This window comes from Mesorhizobium sp. (assembly GCF_005063415.1).
GTDB lineage: Bacteria > Pseudomonadota > Alphaproteobacteria > Rhizobiales > Rhizobiaceae > Mesorhizobium.
In genome coordinates this window covers 1-279 of the sequence record NZ_SUEG01000332.1, presented here as the reverse complement: position 1 = coordinate 279, position 279 = coordinate 1, and the positions used below count along the sequence as shown (strand labels likewise).

General features: G+C 62.0%; 1 protein-coding gene. It reads left to right on the top strand.

Annotated features, from left to right (window positions below):
• The coding region (locus tag E5W70_RS32390) for a thiamine pyrophosphate-binding protein (protein ID WP_292665428.1) at nucleotides 1–279 on the top strand (279 nt) is incomplete at both ends.

Below are 279 nucleotides of genomic sequence, written 5' to 3'. Positions count from 1 at the left end.
CCTGACAGGGCGGCCAGGCGTGTGCATTTCGACGCTCGGGCCCGGCGCGCTCAACTTTTCGACTGCTGCCGCCTACGCCCATCTTGGCGCGATGCCGATGATCATGATCACCGGGCAGAAGCCAATACTTACAGCCAAGCAGGCCCGTTTTCAGATTGTCGACGTGATCGGATCGATGCGGCCGCTGACCAAGATGACGCGGCAAATTGTCAGCCCGCACAGCATTCCGACCGTGGTGCGCGATGCTTTCAGGGTTGCTGCGCAAGAGCGTCCAGGGCC